This is a genomic window from Pandoraea horticolens (assembly GCF_902459555.1).
Lineage (GTDB): Bacteria > Pseudomonadota > Gammaproteobacteria > Burkholderiales > Burkholderiaceae > Pandoraea > Pandoraea horticolens.
The window spans coordinates 558,581-577,298 of the sequence record NZ_CABPSM010000002.1; the positions used below are offsets into that span (position 1 = coordinate 558,581).

16 protein-coding genes and 1 pseudogene are annotated in these 18,718 nt (G+C 62.5%); 9 read left to right on the forward strand and 8 right to left on the reverse strand.

The genetic code is table 11. From position 1 onward, the window contains the following. Positions 1 to 46: 46 nt before the first annotated feature. The 4 genes from PHO31112_RS06435 to PHO31112_RS06450 all read right to left on the reverse strand — a co-directional run bounded on the left by PHO31112_RS06435 (position 47) and on the right by PHO31112_RS06450 (position 5,090). Complete coding sequence (locus tag PHO31112_RS06435) at positions 47 to 1,597, reverse strand: DHA2 family efflux MFS transporter permease subunit (protein ID WP_150619717.1); 1,551 nt, start codon at positions 1,595 to 1,597, stop codon at positions 47 to 49. Between the two features lie 37 nt (positions 1,598 to 1,634). Further along, positions 1,635 to 2,870 (reverse strand): HlyD/EmrA/EmrK family protein, encoded by a 1,236-nt coding sequence (locus tag PHO31112_RS06440; protein WP_150619718.1) that lies wholly within the window; start codon positions 2,868 to 2,870, stop codon positions 1,635 to 1,637. Between the two features lie 73 nt (positions 2,871 to 2,943). Next, positions 2,944 to 4,461, reverse strand: coding sequence for an efflux transporter outer membrane subunit (locus tag PHO31112_RS06445; protein WP_150619719.1), 1,518 nt, complete (start codon positions 4,459 to 4,461; stop codon positions 2,944 to 2,946). A gap of 119 nt (positions 4,462 to 4,580) precedes the next feature. Beyond that, on the reverse strand, positions 4,581 to 5,090 hold the full coding sequence (locus PHO31112_RS06450) for a MarR family winged helix-turn-helix transcriptional regulator (protein WP_150619720.1): 510 nt from the start codon (positions 5,088 to 5,090) through the stop codon (positions 4,581 to 4,583). A 294-nt stretch (positions 5,091 to 5,384) separates the two neighbouring features. Between PHO31112_RS06450 and typA the strand changes: the two genes are divergently transcribed. Both typA and PHO31112_RS06460 read left to right on the forward strand, forming a co-directional pair. Further along, complete coding sequence (gene typA / locus PHO31112_RS06455) at positions 5,385 to 7,208, forward strand: translational GTPase TypA (RefSeq protein ID WP_010803784.1); 1,824 nt, start codon at positions 5,385 to 5,387, stop codon at positions 7,206 to 7,208. Between the two features lie 209 nt (positions 7,209 to 7,417). Continuing rightward, on the forward strand, positions 7,418 to 8,530 hold the full coding sequence (locus PHO31112_RS06460; RefSeq protein WP_150619721.1) for an enoyl-CoA hydratase/isomerase family protein: 1,113 nt from the start codon (positions 7,418 to 7,420) through the stop codon (positions 8,528 to 8,530). A gap of 43 nt (positions 8,531 to 8,573) precedes the next feature. On the opposite strand, the gene PHO31112_RS06465 is transcribed toward PHO31112_RS06460, so the two are convergent. Next, a complete protein-coding gene (locus PHO31112_RS06465; RefSeq protein ID WP_150619722.1) occupies positions 8,574 to 8,993 on the reverse strand; it encodes a hypothetical protein in 420 nt (139 codons plus the stop codon). A 175-nt stretch (positions 8,994 to 9,168) separates the two neighbouring features. Beyond that, positions 9,169 to 9,822, reverse strand: a complete 654-nt coding sequence (lexA, locus tag PHO31112_RS06470) for a transcriptional repressor LexA (protein WP_010803787.1) — start codon at positions 9,820 to 9,822, stop codon at positions 9,169 to 9,171. A gap of 437 nt (positions 9,823 to 10,259) precedes the next feature. Between lexA and PHO31112_RS06475 the strand changes: the two genes are divergently transcribed. The 7 genes and pseudogenes from PHO31112_RS06475 (at position 10,260) to PHO31112_RS06500 (ending at position 16,481) form a co-directional block, all read left to right on the forward strand. Next, complete coding sequence (locus PHO31112_RS06475; RefSeq protein ID WP_150619723.1) at positions 10,260 to 11,291, forward strand: sulfate ABC transporter substrate-binding protein; 1,032 nt, start codon at positions 10,260 to 10,262, stop codon at positions 11,289 to 11,291. Between the two features lie 24 nt (positions 11,292 to 11,315). Next, complete coding sequence (cysT, locus tag PHO31112_RS06480) at positions 11,316 to 12,179, forward strand: sulfate ABC transporter permease subunit CysT (RefSeq protein WP_150619724.1); 864 nt, start codon at positions 11,316 to 11,318, stop codon at positions 12,177 to 12,179. A gap of 30 nt (positions 12,180 to 12,209) precedes the next feature. Next, positions 12,210 to 13,115: a sulfate ABC transporter permease subunit CysW gene (cysW, locus tag PHO31112_RS06485; protein WP_150619725.1), complete on the forward strand. Its 906-nt coding sequence runs from the start codon at positions 12,210 to 12,212 to the stop codon at positions 13,113 to 13,115. Between the two features lie 27 nt (positions 13,116 to 13,142). Then, positions 13,143 to 13,878 (forward strand): annotated as a pseudogene (locus tag PHO31112_RS06490) (sulfate/molybdate ABC transporter ATP-binding protein); the annotation flags it as partial. Positions 13,879 to 13,982: 104 nt separating this feature from the next. After that, entirely contained in the window at positions 13,983 to 14,219 is a 237-nt protein-coding gene (locus PHO31112_RS28135; RefSeq protein WP_425495162.1) for a TOBE-like domain-containing protein, read from the forward strand. Positions 14,220 to 14,330: 111 nt separating this feature from the next. Continuing rightward, the gene (locus PHO31112_RS06495; RefSeq protein WP_010803792.1) at positions 14,331 to 15,269 is read left to right on the forward strand and encodes a CysB family HTH-type transcriptional regulator; all 939 of its coding nucleotides are present in this window, start codon (positions 14,331 to 14,333) and stop codon (positions 15,267 to 15,269) included. A 171-nt stretch (positions 15,270 to 15,440) separates the two neighbouring features. Continuing rightward, entirely contained in the window at positions 15,441 to 16,481 is a 1,041-nt protein-coding gene (locus PHO31112_RS06500) for an asparaginase (protein WP_150619727.1), read from the forward strand. 161 nt (positions 16,482 to 16,642) lie between these two features. Here the strand turns inward: PHO31112_RS06500 and glxR are convergent, their stop codons facing one another. Then, on the reverse strand, positions 16,643 to 17,623 hold the full coding sequence (glxR, locus tag PHO31112_RS06505) for a 2-hydroxy-3-oxopropionate reductase (RefSeq protein ID WP_281355082.1): 981 nt from the start codon (positions 17,621 to 17,623) through the stop codon (positions 16,643 to 16,645). Positions 17,624 to 17,769: 146 nt separating this feature from the next. Next, the gene (gene hyi / locus PHO31112_RS06510; protein WP_150619729.1) at positions 17,770 to 18,561 is read right to left on the reverse strand and encodes a hydroxypyruvate isomerase; all 792 of its coding nucleotides are present in this window, start codon (positions 18,559 to 18,561) and stop codon (positions 17,770 to 17,772) included. Positions 18,562 to 18,718 lie beyond the last annotated feature (157 nt).

Below are 18,718 nucleotides of genomic sequence, written 5' to 3' on the forward strand. Positions count from 1 at the left end.
CGGCAGTACAGAGCAGGGCCGGGCACTCGGGGGGGAAGACTTGGCTTCAGTGGGCGCCGGCTGCGGCGTCTCCGCCGCCACCGCCCTTCATCGGGCGCGTAATCCACACCATCGCGATCATCAGCACAAACAGCAGCGCCGAGATCCAGAAAATGTCGTTGGCGCCGAGCATGGCCGACTGCTGTGTGACCAACTGGTCGATGTAACCGTTGGCCTGCGGCGTCGTCATGCCGAGTTGGTTGAGGCTCTGCACCGAGGCATTGAACGTTGAGTCGTACGGTGTCAGATGCTCGGTCAACTGTGCATGGTGCAGCGTGATCCGGTTGTCCCACATGGTCGTCGCAATCGACGTGCCCACCGCGCCGCAGGTAATCCGCACGAAGTTGGACAGACCCGCCGCTGCCGGAATGCGGTGCGCCGGCAACCCCGACAGGATGATGGCCGTGAGCGGGATGAAGAACATCGACATCGGTACGCCCTGCAGGAACGTCGGGATCATCAGCGTGCGCGTATCGACGAGGGTGTTGAAATGCGAGCGCATCAAGAACACCAGCGCGAACAACAGGAACGAGACTGTCACGACCCAGCGGGCATCGAGCTTTGGCAGCGTCTTGCCGATGATCGGCGACAAGATGATGGCGAACAGACCCACCGGCGCCATTACCAGACCCGCCTCCGTGGCCGTGTAGCCGAGATAGATCTGCAACCACTGCGGCAGGATCACGAGATTACCGAAGAACAGGCCGTAGCCCACCGAGATAGCCACCACGCCGCCGGTGAAGTTGACCCGCTTGAAGAGCGTCAGATCGACCACCGGATGCTTCTCGGTAATCTCCCAGATGACGAAGAAGCAGAACGACACCAGCGCCACGAGCGCAAGCACGACAATGGTCGACGAATTGAACCAGTCGAGTTCCTTGCCTTTGTCCAGCATCACTTGCAACGAGCCGACCCACAACACGAGCAAGGCCAGCCCGACCGTATCGATCGGTTTGCGCTGTGTGGGCGTTTCGCGCTTGGCGTAGATCAGCCACGTGACATACGCGGCGGCAATGCCGACTGGAATGTTGATGTAGAAGATCCACGGCCAACGGTAGTTGTCGGAAATCCAGCCACCGAGAATCGGGCCCATCACCGGCGCGACGAGCGTTGTCATGCCCCATAACGCCAGCGCCATCGAACTCTTTGCGGGGGGGTAGCTCGAGAGCAGCAGCGATTGCGAGAGCGGGATCATCGGCCCGGCCACGGCGCCTTGTAACACACGGGCCGCGAGCAGGATCTCGAGCGTGGGCGCCATGCCGCACAGCCACGAGGCCAGCACAAACAGCAGGATCGACGTGATGAACAGTCGCACCGCGCCGAAGCGTTCGGTGAGCCAGCCCGTGAGCGGTACCGAAATGGCGTTGGCGACGGCAAACGACGTAATCACCCATGTGCCTTGGCTCGACGAGACACCCAGGTCGCCGGAAATGGCGGGAATGGATACGTTGGCAATCGATGTGTCGAGCACGTTCATGAACGTGGCGAGCGACAACGCGATGGTGCCGAGTACCAACTGGCCCCCCGACAGGGGGCCAGGAGCGTGTTGAGTTGCCATGAGATATCAAAGGGGGTGGGGGGCACCCCCCTCCGCTTTACAGGGGACGTGCGCGAGCCGGCTGATTGCGCGTGTCGTTGGCGCCACCGCTGCCAGCGGCAGCCGCGGCACCCGCGTTTTCGGTAATGATCTTGGCGACGATGTCGTCGGCGTCGTGGCCGACCTTGTCGTACACGTCGGTCGAATACACCGGCAGCGTCGGCGCTTCACCCAGTTCCTTGCCGTCCGTGTTACGCACGTTGACCTTGACCTGCATCGACAGACCGACACGCAGCGGATGCTGTTGCAACTGCTTCGCATCGAGCGCGATACGCACCGGCAGACGTTGCACGACCTTGATCCAGTTACCCGTGGCGTTCTGCGCCGGCAGCAACGAGAAGGCGCTGCCCGTGCCTGCGGAGAAGCCCGCGACGGTGCCCTTGTATTCGACCGACGAACCGTACACGTCGGCCGTGAGCGTCACCGGCTGTCCCACACGCATGTGCGCGATCTGCACTTCCTTGAAGTTGGCGTCGACCCAGACTTGGTTGAGCGGCACCAGCGCCATGAGCGGGGCACCCGTCGCTACGCGCTGGCCGACCTGCACCGAGCGCTTGGCCACGTAGCCGTCGACCGGGGCGGGGATCGACGTGCGAGCGTAGTCGAGATACGCGGCGCGTACCTGGGCTGCGGCCTGCTGCACGTTCGGGTGCGTGGTCACCGAGGTCTTGTCGGTGAGCGCCTTGTTCGACACCAACTGCGCACGCGCCTGTTCGAGACCGGCTTGTGCCGACTTCACGGCGTCCTGAGCGTGGGCCAGTTCTTCACGCGACACGGCGCCTGTGGCAATCGCCATTTCACGACGCTTCACGTCGGCCTGCGCCTTGGCCAGTTCCGATTCGCGCATTGCCACGGTGGCGGCATAGGCATCGTTATTCACGAAATAGGTGCGTACCTGACGCACGGTCTGCGCCAGATTCGCTTCGGACTTCAGCAACGCCACACGAGCGTCGGTCTGGTCCAGCGTGACCAGCGGCTGGCCAGCCTTGACCATCTGCGTGTCGTCGACCTTCACGCCGGTCACGGTGCCGGCCACCTGCGGCGTAATCTGCACCACGTTGCCCGCGACATACGCATCGTCGGTATCTTCGTAGTAGCGCGCATACAGCGCGTAGTAGGCGCCGTAACCGATGGCCGCAATGGCAATCACGGCCGTCAGCGTCAGCATCATGCGGCGGCGCTTGCCATTGCCTTGGGCCGGCTGAGCAGGCGCTTGTTGTTGGTTCTCGCTCATCATTTGCTCCGTACTAATCTCTTAATGTGCTTTGACGTTGTCTTTTCTGTCTTGTGTGACGTGTAGCTGCCGGTCAGTGCGTCTGTGCGGCGCCGCCTTGGGTATCTGCCGGGCGTTCCTGACCCACGACGAGGCCCGCTGCCTGAGCATCGAAACCGCCGCCCAATGCCTTGATCAGGCCGATCTGCTGGTCGCGCCGTGCGCTGTCGATATTCACGTGTGTCTGTTCCTGTGCGAGTAGCGACGACTCGGCCGTGAGCACGGTCAACTGCGGCGTGAGACCGGCCTTGTAACGATCGACGGCCAGATCGTAGGCGCGTTGTGCGGCATCCTGCGCCACGCGTTGCGACACCATCTGCTTGTCGGCAGAGCGGATCGACGACATGCGATCGGCGATGTCGCCAAGCGCTTTGTTAAGCGTCGAATCGTAGTTCGCCACTGCACTTTCATATGCGGCGTACTGGCCCTTCAGGTTGGCGCGTAGACGGCCGCCGTCGAAGATCGGTAGCGAAATCACCGGGCCGGCCTGAATGCCCTGGCTGCTCGGATCGATCAGCTTGCCCAGCCCGAAGGTGGAGAAGCCGAACGCGGCGTTGAGGTTCACATCCGGATAGAAACGTGCCTTCGCGACGTCCACGCCCTTGAGCTGCGCTTCCACGCCCCAGCGTGCCGAGACGATGTCGGGGCGACGGCCGAGCAGCGCGAGCGGCAGGTTGTCGGGCAGGGCGGGTGTAGGCAACTGAGCCAGTTTGGGCGGTGCAATTTCCAGACCGCGATCCGGCCCCTTGCCGAGCAACACGCCGAGTTGATGGCGCGTGAGCAGGATCTGGCCGTCGAGTTGGGCGATTTGCGTCTGAATGTCGGCGGTGTTGCTGTCAGCCTGCTTCTGCTCGACCTGCGTATCGAGACCCGAGCGAACGCGATCAGCGGTGAGCCTGCCGAGGTTCTGGCGTTGTTTGCTCACACGATCGAGAACGTCGTGCAGTGCGTATTGCTGCGCGAGCTGGTTGTACGAGCGCGCGACGGCCGTGGCCAGCGCGAGCCGCACTTCCTGATCTTCGGCTTCTTCGGCCCGCTCAGCCGACGTGGCTTGCGCGCGTGCCGAACGGTTCTTGCCCCACAGGTCGAGTTCCCACGACAACGAAGCGGTCAGATCGCCCTGCGTGAACCACGCACCGCCGAAGCCTGCCGGGTAGATCGTGTTTTCGGTGAACTTCGAGCGGTAGATGTCGCCCGAGAAGCCGACCGACGGCAGCAATGCTGCGGCGGCTCCTTCGGTCTGCGCTTGCGCCGCCTTCAACCGGGCGGCCGCCATGGCCAGATCGGGGTTGCCTGCGAGGGCTTCGTCGATCAGAGAGACGAGTTGCGGATCGCCAAAGCGTTGCGCCCAGTCGGTACCCGGCCATTGGCCACCCTCGGAGGGCAGGCTACGCTGAGTTTGATACTGATCGGGTGTGCTGATCTGCTTGTCGCTGTGGATGCCGGCGAAATTCGCACAACCCGCGAAGCTCAGTGTGACGGCCGCGAGACAGAGGGCGGAAATCGCTGAGCGGGCCCGCAGATGCGGGAGGAACGGTGAGGCCGCTTTCATCGCAAAACCTTTACGAGTGAAGTCTTGTACTGACAATAATCGGGAATCGGGCATTGACGAGGGCATGAAATAGTGGACTCGTCATGTTTTTTTAGGGCAGATCGGAACGGCTTTCACCGTCACCCAGACTCGCCGTTGGCGATGACTCGCCGCAACAGGCTTTTCAGAAAACCCACTTCCTCCACGGTAAAACCGCGCAACAGATGGTCGGCGGCACGCACGAAAATGTCGGGCATCCGATCGGCCATTGCGTATCCGGCTTCGGTCGCACTCAGGTTCACCGTGCGGCGATCCATCTTGCTGCGCTCACGTATCAGCAACCCGTGTGCTTCAAGCCGATCGAGCAGGCGGGTGACCGCGCTCGCGTCTATACAGTAGTCACGCGCCAGATCGGCCGCCGTCTTGCTCTTACCCGTGGCGACCTTGTAAAGCATGGTCGCCTGTGTGCTCGTCAGGCCGTACTGCGACGTTTCCTTCGTCAACTCGGCCAGAATCAACTGGCGCACCCGGGCAACGAGATACCCGAGGGAATCGTCGATGTCATATGCGTTGCGGGGAGGATCGCTCTGGGGCGCGCCCGGCTGCGGCGTCGGCGCGGTAGCGGAGGGGGGGGCGGGCGGTTCGGTCATTTCCGTGTTGCTGCAATAGTTGACTAGTCACGATTATAGCGTCCGCTTAATAAATTTCAAGGCCATGCAATAGTTGACTGGGCAAGTATTTCGACAGAGAGCTCGATGCTTTACGCCAGATTGGTGCGTGGCGACAAAAATCGGGGGGGGGGGGAGGAAGGGTGGGGAGCGTTTCATGACGACGGTGCCTGAAAGTCGTACATCGTTGTTGCATTGCAGAAAGGCCATGACGCGAGACATGCGCAAGTGGTAGAATCGCGGATTCTCCAAAGGCTTTTTTCGAGCACCTCTTTCATGACCCGCGCTCTCCGTAATATCGCCATCATCGCGCACGTCGACCACGGCAAAACCACGCTCGTCGACCAGTTGCTGCGCCAGTCGGGCACTTTCCGCGAAAATCAGCAAGTCGCTGAACGCGTGATGGACTCGAACGACATCGAAAAAGAGCGCGGCATCACGATCCTCGCCAAAAACTGTGCCGTCGAATACGAAGGCACGCACATCAACATCGTCGATACCCCGGGACACGCGGACTTCGGCGGTGAAGTGGAGCGTGTGCTTTCGATGGTCGACAGCGTGCTGTTGCTCGTCGACGCCGTCGAAGGCCCGATGCCGCAAACGCGCTTCGTGACCCGCAAGGCGCTGGCCCTCGGTCTGAAGCCGATCGTCGTGGTCAACAAGATCGACCGTCCGGGCGCACGTCCGGATTGGGTGATCAACCAGACGTTCGACCTGATGGACAAGCTCGGCGCAACCGACGAGCAGCTCGACTTCCCGATCGTCTACGCGTCGGCGCTGAACGGTTTCGCGAGCCTCGACTCCGATGTGCGCGAGGGCACCATGCGCCCGCTGTTCGAGGCGATTCTCGAGCATGTGCCGGTCCGCGAAGCGGATGTCGACGGCCCGCTGCAATTGCAGATCAGCTCGCTCGACTACTCGACGTTCGTTGGCCGCATCGGTGTCGGCCGTATCACGCGTGGCCGCATCAAGCCGGGCCAGCAAGTGGTGATGCGCTTCGGTCCGGAAGGCGAAGTGCTCAAGCGCAAGATCAACCAGGTGCTGACGTTCAGGGGCCTGGAGCGTGTGATGTCGCCGGAAGGTGCGGAAGCGGGCGACATCGTGCTGATCAACGGCATTGAAGACGTGGGTATCGGCGCGACGATTTGCGACGTCGACACGCCGGAAGCCCTGCCGTTGCTGACGGTGGATGAGCCGACGTTGACCATGAACTTCTGCGTGAACACGTCGCCGCTGGCCGGCCGTGAAGGCAAGTTCGTGACGAGCCGTCAGATCCGCGACCGTCTGCACAAGGAACTGAATCACAACGTGGCGCTGCGCGTGAAAGACACGGCGGAAGACTCCGTCTTCGAAGTGTCGGGCCGTGGCGAACTGCACCTGACGATTCTCATCGAGAACATGCGTCGCGAAGGCTATGAACTGGCCGTGTCGCGTCCGCGCGTGGTGCTCAAGGAAATCGACGGCGTGAAGCACGAGCCGTACGAAATGCTGACCATCGACCTGGAAGACGAGCACCAGGGCGCGGTCATGGAAGAAATCGGCCGCCGCAAGGGCGAAATGCTGGACATGGTGTCGGACGGTCGTGGCCGTACGCGCCTCGAGTACCGCATTCCGGCTCGCGGCCTGATCGGCTTCCAGGGCGAGTTCCTGTCGATGACCCGTGGTACGGGCCTGATGAGCCACATTTTCGACGCTTACGCACCGCTTAAGGATGGTACGTTGGGTGAGCGCCGCAACGGCGTGCTGATCTCGCAGGATGACGGTGCCGCTGTGGCCTACGCGCTGTGGAAGCTGCAGGATCGCGGCCGCATGTTCGTGTCGCCGGGCGACGCGCTGTACGAAGGCATGATCATCGGTATCCATAGCCGTGACAACGACCTCGTGGTCAACCCGATCAAGGGCAAGCAGCTTACGAACGTGCGTGCGTCGGGTACCGACGAAGCCGTGCGTCTGGTGCCGCCGATCGCGATGAGCCTCGAATACGCTGTCGAGTTCATCGATGACGACGAACTGGTTGAAGTCACGCCGCAGACGATTCGACTGCGCAAGCGCTACCTCGTGGAACACGAGCGTAAGCGCGCATCGCGTGAGCAGAAGTAACGCCGGCAATGGCGACGCAGCGTAGCAGATGAGTATCTGCTGCGCCTCGCCGCTAGTCTGTTGGAAAGAAAGCCGGTGCTTCGCACCGGCTTTTTTCGTTGTGGTTTCCGACATGCGGTGCACGGGTGCCTGCATGCTGTCGATAGCCCCCGAGAGGTCGCGTCGCGCGCGCGTCCGTTCCGTAGATATTTCTGAAGCACTCGCCAGACATGACCGAATTTGTTCGAACCGAAATCCGCGGCCGCATCGGCTTCATTACCCTGACCCGCCCAAAGGCGCTCAACGCACTCTCGCATGACATGATTCGTGCGATGGCGTCGGCACTCGACGCTTGGCGTGACGATCCCAGGGTGCTGGGCGTTGTCTTGCAAGGCGAAGGCGAGAAGGGTTTGTGTGCGGGTGGCGACATTCGATATTTCCACGAGGCCGTGAGCGCAGGGCGCACCGACATCATGGATTTCTTCACGGACGAGTACACGTTGAATTACACGATCGCCACGTACCCGAAGCCCTACATTGCGCTGATGGACGGCGTGGTGATGGGCGGCGGCATGGGGATCTCGCAGGGCGCAGCGTTGCGCATCGTTACTGAGGCAACGCGCATGGCGATGCCGGAGACAGCCATCGGTCTGTTCCCGGACGTTGGCGGCGGGAGCTTCCTTGCTAACCTCGCGGGGCATCTCGGCGAGTACCTTGGCACGACCGGTATTGTGTTTGGTGCGGTCGACGCTTGTGAAATCGGTCTGGCCGACGCGGTTGTTCCGCGTGCCTCATTGCCGGCGCTGTGCGAGTTGCTGGCAAACGGCGAGTGGCAAGATGGCGACGCCGTACTCAACGCCGCGCGCCTGTTCGCCCGTGAAACGCTGCCGCCGGCTGGTTTGGCGCCGGGCAAGCTCGCGCCGCTGCGCGATGTGATCGACAGCCACTTCGGGCAGTCGGACATGCCGGCCATTCTGAGGGCGCTCAAGCACGAAGCGCGCTGTGAATATTCGGGATGGGCAGAGGAGACGGAACATCTTCTGCGCAGCAGGCGCTCGCCGTTGATGGTTTGCGTCACGTTGGAGCAGGTGCGTCGCGCACGCAAGCTGTCGTTAGCCGATGAACTCCGTGAGGAATGGCTGATGATGCGAAGCGTCTTCAATCTCGATGGGCGTACCGGCGCGGAGAGTGTCGAAGGCATTCGCGCATTGGTTGTCGACAAGGACCACACGCCGCGTTGGCGGCATGCCGACATTGAGTCGGTGAAACCCGCAGACGTTGCGCGCTTCTTCGACGGGGATCGGCTCGGCGCCGACAATCCGCTACGCCAACTCGGCAAGTAAGCGTCGTCTGCCGAGCGACGTAGCCGCGGGCGAGCCTGAGTGCTTATACCGCTGCGAGACAGAACTGCTCGCCGACCGCCTGATCGAGTTTGCGGCAGATGTCGGCGATGCTGCCCACCATCACGATGTGGGATACGTCGCGATATACACGTACGTCGTGATCCGCTGATGTCGCTTGCGTATCGCGACGTTGAAGTTCGCGCACATTACGCGATGTCTTGATGGCTTTTCCGGATGGACATGCGCGGCGCGTTGCCGACGCCACGGCGGCCGCGAGGGTGCGGGGCAGGACGGTGCTGCGTGCGCGTGCGGGCACCGTGTAGGAGCGGGCAATGGCGGGGGCGGAGGCGAACGGGCCAGACAAGGCCGAGAGTCCGTACACGGCTGACAGCCGAGCTTGCGAGGTGACTCGCACACGCGATTGACCAAAAGACGTACGCAGCAAACCAAAGAGTCGAGCCATGATGCGATCCTTTTTCCAATGTGGGTCTGAAGGACGCGTCCTGCCACGTATTTCGCAAATCGCGGGCGCAGCAGGGCACGGGCGCCGGACCCAGCCCGGCGCAGTCGGAAATGCAAATCTTCAGGGAGTGGGGGGGGGGGGGCTGCGCTACCACGCGCAGTCCCCGGCGTCGCGCTTAGAGATCGTTGTTGCGGATTAGGCCGACCGCAATGCCTTCGAGCGCAAAGTCGCCGCTACCTTCATTGACGTTGATGTTTTCGAAATCCGGGTTCTCGGCGATCAGCTCGACGCCGCCCGGCACGCGGTGAAAGCGTTTAACGGTCACGTCGTCGCCAAGGCGCGCCACGACAATCTGGCCCTCGCGCGCATCGGCGGCCTTCTGCACGGCCAGCAGATCGCCGTCGAGAATGCCTGCATCGCGCATCGACATCCCGCGCACCTTCAGCAAGTAGTCGGGCTGGCGCGCGAACATGTTCGGGTCGCACTGGAAGTTGCGCTCAATGTGTTCCTGCGCAAGGATCGGGCTGCCGGCAGCCACGCGTCCGACGAGCGGCAGCGACAACTGCATCAGGCCCATGTGCGGCAACGTGAACTGGTGCACACCGCCGGCTTCGTCCAGGCGCTTGAGGCGGATGCCGCGCGATTGACCCGCAGCCAATTCGATCACCCCTTTGCGCGCTAGCGCCCGCAGGTGCTCCTCCGCGGCATTGGCGGAAGAGAAGCCGAGTTCGGCGGCGATTTCAGCGCGTGTCGGTGGAAAGCCGGTGCGCTCGATCGCTTGTCGGACCAGTTCGTAGACCTGCTGTTGACGGGCGGTAAGTTTGATCATGGCATCACTGTATGGAAGCACAGGTGGCTGTATTTTTGTACAGTGTTTGCAAAAACGCAAGGGAAAACTTCGTGTAGTGCGTGAAGTTTCTGCCACATCCCCCTACTTTGCGCCGCACATTGTCAGTGTCACAAGCCCCTACGCATCGGAAGCGCCGAGCAGCACATTGACGTGCGCCGCTACAACGGGATGCCGCCAGACGCCATCGGCCATCACGGCCCGTCGCTTATACGCCCCATGAGGAGCCAAGGGAACGAGGGTGCCGAAGGCCGTTGCGGCTGAGCCGACGTACGTTTGGGCAGCCAAATGCTTCCTTCAGCATCTTTTCGCTAATCCTTATTCCGGCATAAACAAACGAAAAAATATTATTTTTAATTATTTAGCGCCCCTCATAGACTGGCCTCCTACACACGAGAAGCAAACAAGGAGTGCAAGTCATGAGCAAAGCAGCACGGGGATGGAAAGCTAAAAAGCTGGTGGTGGCACTGGGCAGCCTAGCGCTGGCCGCCGGCATGACGATTCAGGCGCAGGCCGCAAGCCTTTCTCTGCTCAACGTCTCGTATGATCCGACGCGTGAGCTGTACGCCGACTACAACAAGGCTTTCGAAGCCCATTACAAGCAGACCACCGGCGACACGGTGACGGTGAAGGCCTCGCACGGCGGCTCGGGCAAGCAGGCCCGTACCGTGCTCGATGGCGCACCCGCCGACGTCGTCACGCTCGGCATCTCTGCGGACATCGACGAACTGGCTCAGGCCGGCCTCGTGAACAAGGATTGGCAAAAGCGTCTGCCTGACAACGCTACGCCGTACACCTCGACGATCGTGCTGCTGGTGCGCAAGGGCAATCCGAAGGGGATCAAGGACTGGGGCGATCTCGTCAAGCCGGGCATCAGCGTCGTGACGCCGAACCCGAAGACGTCGGCCGGCGCTCGCTGGAACTACCTTGCCGCATGGCTCTACGCCCTCAAGCAGCCGGGCGGCAATGAGCAAAAGGCGCAGGATTTCGTCAAGGCGCTCTACAAGAACGTGGGCGTGCTCGATTCGGGCGCTCGTGGCGCCACCACGACCTTCGTGGAGCGCGGTATCGGCGACGTGCTGATCGCCTGGGAAAACGAAGCGCTGCTCTCGGTGAAGGACCTCGGTCCGGACAAGTTCGACATCGTGGTGCCGTCGTCGTCGATTCTGACGGAACCGCCGGTGGCCGTGGTCGACAAGAACGTCGACAAGCACGGTACCCGCAAGGCTGCCGAAGCCTATCTGCAATGGCTGTATTCCCCGCAAGGTCAGGAAATCGCTGCGAAGCACTTCTATCGTCCGCGCTCGCCGGAGATCGCGAAGAAGTACGCGTCGCAATATCCGAAGCTCAAGCTCTACACGGTTGACGCCGATCTGGGCGGCTGGACGAAGACGCAGGCCAAGCACTTTGCCGACGGCGGCATCTTCGACCAGATCTATACCAAGAAGTAACGCCACGACGAAAGGGGCCCTCGCATGAGTACCGCACTGTTTCCCCTCTGGCGCAAGCCGAGTGCCTTGCCGGGCTTTGGCCTGACGATGGGCTACACCGTCGCATACCTGAGCCTTGTGGTGCTGGTGCCGTTGCTGATGGTCTTCATCAAGGCAAGCTCGCTCGACTGGGCGAGCTTCGTCACCGCGGTGAGTTCGCCGCGCGTGCTGGCGTCGTACCGCCTCACGTTCGGCGTCTCGCTGGCGGCCGCTATCCTCAACGCCGTATTCGGTTTCATTCTGGCGTGGGTGCTGGTGCGTTACACGTTCCCGGGCAAGCGATTCGTCGACGCGCTGATCGACCTGCCGTTTGCCTTGCCCACGTCTGTGGCGGGCATCGTGCTGGCGGCGATCTACGCGCCGAACGGCTGGATCGGACGTTGGTTCGAACCGCTCGGCATCAAGATCGCCTTTACGCCGCTGGGCATTTTTGTGGCGCTGACGTTCATCGGACTGCCGTTCGTGGTGCGCACGCTCCAGCCGGTGCTCGAAGAGTTCGAGCGTGAGCAGGAAGAGGCAGCGGCGTGCTTGGGCGCCACACGCTGGCAGACGCTGCGTCATGTGATTCTTCCGGCCGTGCTGCCCGCGCTGCTGACCGGCTTCGCGCTGGCCTTCGCGCGCGCCGTGGGGGAGTACGGTTCGGTCATCTTCATCGCCGGCAATATCCCGATGGTCTCGGAGATCACGTCGCTGCTGATCGTGACCAAGCTCGAACAGTTCGACTATGCGGGCGCTGCGGCACTTGCCGTGGTGATGCTGGTGATCTCGTTCGTGTTGCTGCTGCTTATCAATACCCTGCAATGGTGGCTGCAACGCCGTCATTCGGGCCGGCGCGCCAGTGGCGTGTGATTCAGGAAAACGAAAGAGAACGTTTCGATCATGTCAGATTCATTCGCACTGTCGCGTACCTTGCCACATGTGGCCAAGGCCCGTAATGCCGATCCGACCGACGAGCCCGCGCTCGTCAAGGCCGCGCTGATTGGCGTAGCGTTGCTATTCTTCGCCTTGTTTCTGGTACTGCCACTCGCGTCGGTGTTCGTTACCGCCCTGGGCAAGGGTTTCGCTGCTTACTGGGACGGCCTGACGAACGACGATGCGCTCTCGGCCATTCGCCTCACGGTGCTGATCGCTGTCATCGCCGTGCCGCTCAATCTGGTGTTCGGTGTGGCGGCGTCGTGGGCGATTGCGCGCTTCGACTTCAAGGGCAAGAGCGTGCTGACCACGCTCATCGATTTGCCGTTTTCGGTCTCGCCGGTGATCGCCGGGATGACGTTCTTGCTGATCTTCGGCCGTCAAGGGCCGATTTGGGACTTTCTCGATGCCCACAACCTGAAGATCGTGTTCGCGCTGCCCGGACTGGTGCTCGCGACCGTGTTCGTCACGTTCCCGTTCGTGGCGCGCGAATTGATCCCGCTCATGCAGGCACAGGGCAGCGAGGAAGAGGAAGCCGCTCGTGTGCTTGGCGCCACCGGCTGGCAGGTGTTCATGCGCGTGACGCTGCCGAAGATCAAATGGGGGCTGTTGTATGGCGTGATTCTGTGTAATGCCCGCGCCATGGGCGAGTTCGGTGCGGTGTCGGTCGTCTCTGGCCATATTCGCGGCGAGACGAACACGCTGCCGCTGCATGTGGAAATTGAATACAACGACTACCACACGGTGGGGGCATTTGCGGCAGCGTCGATTCTCGCGTTGCTTGCGCTCGCCACGCTGGCCCTGAAGCTGTGGGCCGAACGTAAGCTGGCGCAGGACAAGGCCGCGCGTCGCGAAGATGCCGTAGCGGCCTGAGCGGACATCGCATCGAGGAGCAAGACAATGAGTATCCAGGTACAACAGGTTTCGAAGCGGTTCGGCAATTTCGCGGCGCTCGACGACGTGAGTCTCGAATTCCCCACGGGCGAGCTGGTCGCGCTGCTTGGGCCGTCCGGCTGCGGCAAGACCACACTGCTGCGTATCGTTGCCGGGCTGGAATTTGCAGACGCTGGTCGCGTCGTTCTGAACGGCGAGGATGTCGCCTCGGTTGGCACGCGCGAGCGTCAGGTCGGCTTCGTATTTCAGCATTACGCGCTGTTTCGTCACATGACGGTGTTCGAGAACGTGGCGTTCGGTCTGCGCGTGAAGTCGCGGCGCGAACGTCTTTCGGATGCGCAGATTCGCAACAAGGTGCACGAATTGCTCGGCCTCGTGCAACTCGACTGGCTGGCTGACCATTACCCGGCGGAACTGTCGGGCGGGCAGCGTCAGCGTATTGCACTGGCGCGCGCGCTGGCTGTCGAGCCGAAGGTGCTGCTGCTCGACGAGCCGTTCGGTGCGCTCGACGCCAAGGTGCGCAAGGAGTTGCGTAGCTGGCTGCGACGTCTGCACGACGAACTGCACATCACGACGATCTTCGTCACGCACGATCAGGAAGAGGCGCTCGAAGTCGCTGACCGTATCGTGCTGATGAACCGCGGCAAGGTTGAGCAGATCGGCGCTCCGCAAGACGTCTACGACACGCCGCAGAGCGCGTTCGTCTATGAGTTTCTTGGCGCCGCGAACCGGCTGTCGGGGGAACTGCGCACGCACGATTTCATTGCGGACGCCGGCGCGTATCGCGTGACGGTGCACAAGGACGATTTGCCGGCTGTGCCGCAGGATGGCCGTGCGATTGCGTACGTGCGTCCGCACGATCTCGCGCTGTTGCCTGCGCACGATGGCGGCCCGGGTATCGACGTGGCCGTGCGTCGCGCGATTCCGCTGGGCGGCACCGTGCGCGTGGAACTCGCCGCACCGGGCGATGCGGTATGGGAAGCGGAGCTCACCCGCTCGGGCTGGCAGGCGCTCGGCGCCGATGCCGGCACCACGCTGAGGGCAGTGCCGCGTCAGTTGCGGGTGTTCTCCGCGCAAGCGTGAGCCGCACGACAGCATCGAACGACAGACCACAACAAGTTGAAGCCATTGGGTACACATAGTTGACGTTTTTAGACGTCACGGACAGACAAAGCAACAAGGCGGAGTTACATCATGAATTTCCAGCAATTGCGCTATGTGCGCGAAGCCGTTCGGCAGAACCTCAACCTGACGGAGGCGGCGAGTGCGCTGTACACGTCGCAGTCGGGCGTGAGCAAGCAGATCAAGGATCTCGAAGACGAACTCGGGGTGGATGTGTTCGTGCGTCGCGGCAAGCGTCTCACGGGACTGACCGAGCCCGGCAAGGCGGTGCTGCAACTGATCGAGCGCATGCTGCTCGACGCCGAGAATCTGCGCCGCGTGGCGCGTCAGTTCGCGGATCAGGATAGCGGTCATCTCGTGGTGGCGACGACGCACACGCAAGCGCGCTACGCGCTGCCGCAGGTCATCAAGCAGTTCACGAGCGTGTATCCGAAGGTGCATCTGGCGCTGCGCCAGGGCAGCCCGCGTCAGATCGCGCAGATGGTCATCGACGGTGAAGCCGACATCGGCATCACGACCGAGGCGCTCGACCGCTTTCCCGATATCGTCACGTTCCCGTGCTATTCGTGGCATCATGTGGCTGTCGTGCCGAAGGATCACCCGCTGGTCGGGCGTGAAAGCGTGACGCTCGCGGACATTGCCGAATACCCGATCATCACCTATGACGGCGACTTCACGGGCCGCTCGCATGTGGACAAGGCGTTCTCCGATCAGGGACTGGTGCCGGACATCGTGTTGACGGCACTGGATACCGATGTGATCAAGACGTACGTCGAATTGGGGCTGGGCGTGGGGATCGTGGCGGCGATGGCCGTCGATCCGCGCAAGGATCAGGATCTGGCGGTGCTCGAACTCGACAACGCGTTCGAGCCCAGCACCACGCGGATCGGCTTGCGCCGCGGCGCGTTCCTGCGCTCGTATGCTTACCGTTTCATTGAAATGCTTGCCCCCGCGCTCAAGGAGCAGGAAATTTCGACGCAATTGCGAGAAGCGCTGGAATTCGCGGCCTGACGCGGCGGCGCGCGACATTTCCGGGGGGGGGCAGGGCGGCGCACGTTTTCAGGCGTTGTCCGGCACATCCCCGTCGTTCGGCCGTGGCTTGGCCATGGATCACGCCCGCTGAGGTGGGATCGATATTTTCAGCGATTGGGAAGCCGGGCAGTATTGGATACAATCGTTGACATGACTTTGACCTCATTCAACCCCATCCCTCATTACACCGTGTCCTCGGGCGATCTGCCGCGCATTGCGCTGCTCGCCACGGGCGGCACGATCGCGGGCAGCGCGGCCGATGCGACGCGCACCGCCGGTTATCAGGCCGGGGCGCTCGGTGTGCAGGACCTGCTTGCCGCTGTCCCGGCGCTGGGCACCGTCGCGCACATCCACGCCGAGCAAGTCGCCCAGATCGACAGCAAGGACATGAGTGTAGCGCTCTGGCAGAAGCTTGCCGCCCGTGTGAACGCTTTGCTCTCGCAGCCCGACGTGGCAGGGGCGGTGATTACCCACGGGACCGATACGCTCGAAGAGACTGCGTATTACCTGCACCTGACCATCAATAGCCGCAAGCCGGTGGTGTTGACGGCGGCGATGCGGCCCGCAACGGCGCTCTCCGCCGACGGACCGCTCAACCTGCTCAATGCCGTGCGCGTGGCTACCGACCCGATTTCGTCGGGCCGTGGCGTGATGGTCGCCATCAACAACCAGATTCACTGCGCACGCGATGTCGTCAAAACGAGCACCTACAAGGTCGACGCCTTCCACTCGCCGGAAATCGGCGTGCTGGGCTGGGTGCAGGACGAGCGGGTGGCGTTCCAACGTACGGCGCTGCAGTACCACACCGTCGAGAGCGAGTTCGTCGGACTTTCGGGCGAGTTGCCCGCCGTCGAAGTGGTCTCGAGTTATGCGGGCGTGTCGCGGATCGCCGTTGACGCCTTGGTGGAAGCCGGCGTGCAGGGCATCGTGGTCGCAGGCACGGGCAACGGCTCGCTGCATTCATTGCTGCAACAGGCGCTGGCCGAGGCCGTGCAGCGCGGCGTGACGGTCGTACGCGCCGCACGCGTGGGCAGCGGACATGTCATGCACAACGGCGCGGCGCCCGACGACCAGTATGGCTTCGTGAGCGCGGGCAACCTGCATCCGTTCAAGGCGCGTGTCTTGCTGATGTTGGCGTTGCAGGCGGGCGTGCCGCGCGAGCGCATGCAGAGCCTGTTTGCCGAGTATTGACCCGCAACACCCGATCGTCCGGGGCAAAAAAATACGGCGCCGGCCGCTCATTCGAACGACTTGCGCCGTGACGCCCTGCGGGCACCGGGCTTTGCAGCCCGGCGTCCGCCTATGCGCGCCGTATCTCCCTGATCGCCTGACGTTGCCTGCGTGGCGGTGAATTACGCCACGGTATGGTTGGCGAGCATCTCCAGCGCGCGCACCATGCCCGAGTGATCCCACGCGGCGCCACCGTTGGCGGCACAGGCGTTGAACAGCTCCTGGCACGTGGCCGTGTTCGGCAGCGAAACGCCGAGGGCCTTGGCGCTCTGGAGTGCCAAATTCAGATCCTTCTGATGCAGTGCGATGCGGAAGCCCGGCTCGAAGTTGCGCTTGACCATGCGCTCGCCATGCACTTCGAGAATACGCGACGATGCAAAGCCGCCCATCAGCGCTTCACGCACCTTGGCGGGATCGGCACCGGCCTTCGAGGCGAACAGCAGCGCTTCGCCCACGGCTTCAATCGTCAGGGCGACCACGATCTGGTTGGCGACCTTGCAGGTCTGGCCGGCACCGCTCTCACCCACGAGCGTGATGTTCTTGCCCATCAATTCGAAGAACGGCTTCACGTCGTCGAACGCCGCTTGCGAACCGCCGACCATGATCGACAGCGAGGCAGCCTTTGCACCAACTTCGCCGCCCGAGACCGGTGCGTCGAGGTATTCGGCGCCCAGCGCCTTGATCTTCTTGGCGTATTCCTTCGTCTCGATCGGCGAGATGGAACTCATGTCGACGACGATCTTGCCCGCCGAAAGGCCTTCGGCCAGACCCTCCTGACCGAACAGCACCGCACCCACGTCCGGGGTATCCGGCACCATCACAAAGACGATGTCGGCACGCTTGGCGACTTCCTTGGCCGACGTGCAGACCGTGGCCTGACCGTCGATCAGGTCTTGCGGGGGCGTGCGGCGCTCGTACAGGAACAGCTTGTGGCCGGCGTTTTGCAGATGCTTCGCCATCGGCGCGCCCATGATGCCCAGACCAATGAAACCGAGTTGTGCCATTTTGAGACTCCTTGTTGCCAAAGTTTGATGTGTGATTCGCTGACGCCCGGACGAGCGAGGCGATGGCGCGCAAGCGCGTCCCCCGTGCTCCGGCCGCATGCCCCCTGCATGCGGCCGGCGGGGCCCTTCCTCGTCGAAACCCGGTCAGCCGGCGCGCCGCTTCGTCGTCATGCAGCTACGCCGTTGTGTCGTCTGCACGCCGCCAGGGGAGGCGCCGTGCGGGGTGAACGGGGGCGTTTCGAAAATCAGGCGGCTTCGCGCAAACCCGCTGCCTTGAACCAGCCGAGACCATCGGTCGTGGTGGTGGCGGGTTTGTACTCGCAGCCGATCCAGCCGTTGTAGCCAACGCGATCGAGGAACGCGAACAGGTAGGCGTAGTTGATCTCACCCGTGCCCGGCTCGTTGCGGCCCGGATTGTCTGCGAGTTGCACATGAGCGATGCGTGCCAGATTCGTCTCGATGGTTTTGGCGAGTTCGCCTTCCATGCGCTGCATGTGATAGATGTCGTACTGCAGGAACAGGTTGTCCGAGGCGACAGCGTCGAAGATCTCCAGCGCCTGTTTCGTGCGGTTCACGAAGAAGCCGGGAATGTCATACGTGTTGATCGGTTCAACCAGCAGGCGGATGCCTTCGGCCTTGAGTGCAGCGGCGGCGAAGCGAAGGTTTTCCACGAGCGTTTCCTGGGCAGCTTGCGTCGACAGGTCGGCGCCTTGCTTGCCCACGAGGCAGTTCAGTTGCTTCACGCCCAGCGCCTTGGCGTAGGTGATCGCTTCGCCCACACCCTCGCGGAACTCGGCGACGCGATCCGGGAAGATGGCGATGCCGCGCTCACCGGCTTCCCAGTTGCCGGCCGGCAGGTTGTGCAGCACGAGGTCAAGCTGATACTGGTTCAGCTTGTCGGCGATCTGGTCGCGGTGAAACGAATAGGGGAACAGAAACTCCACACCGCGAAAGCCCGCTGCGGCGGCCGCCTTGAAGCGGTCGAGGAACGGCACCTCGTTGAACAGCATGGTCAGGTTGGCGGCAAATTTCGGCATTGCGCTGACTCCTCTCTCTTTTTTAGGGGGTGGTTTCGACGATTTCGATGCAAGGGTGTTGCCGGGTTGCGGGGCGCGCACTTTGGCCGTTCACGGGGTCTAGCCGAAAGCGGAGGGGACGCACGCGCCCCGCAATCCTGTTGCAGATCTGGCTGGC